The 526-nt window shown below is 64.3% G+C and carries 1 protein-coding gene; it reads left to right on the forward strand.

Features of this window, described 5'->3' with window-relative positions; translation table 11 throughout:
- On the forward strand, positions 1–526 hold a 526-nt coding region (locus ACFPZN_RS56900), incomplete at both ends, for an MlaE family ABC transporter permease (protein WP_378293794.1).

The raw sequence follows: 526 nt of genomic DNA on the forward strand, positions 1-526 counted from the left end.
TCAGTCGGCGACCGGTGGTGCGGTGGTGGTGGGGTTGGTGCGGCAGGTCGCGCCGATCGCGTCGGCGTTGATCATCGCGGGTGCGGGTGGTTCGGCGATGACCTCGGACATGGGCGCGCGCAATATCCGGGATGAGTTGTCGGCGATGGAGGTCATGGCCGTCAATCCGGTGCATCGGCTGGTGACGCCGCGGATGTGGGCGGCCAGCATGATCTCGTGCATGCTCGCCTCCCTGGTGATCCTGTCGGGTGCGGTGGGCGGTTTTGTGTTCAACGTGTTGCTGCAGGGTGTGACGCCGGGCGCCTATTTCGATGGGGCGCTGGGTCTGCTGCGGGTGTCGGACCTGTTCGTGACACTGGGCAAGGCGTGGTTGTTCGGTCTGATCGCTGCGCTGGTGGCCTGCTATATGGGGATGAATTGTGAGCGGAGCCCTGCCGGGGTTGGCCGGGCGGTGAACCGGGCGACGGTGGTGGCGTTCATGCTGGTGTTCGTTTTCAATTACGTGATCACGACGGTGTATTTCGTC

Source organism: Actinomadura rugatobispora, from assembly GCF_042656285.1.
Lineage (GTDB): Bacteria > Actinomycetota > Actinomycetes > Streptosporangiales > Streptosporangiaceae > Spirillospora > Spirillospora rugatobispora.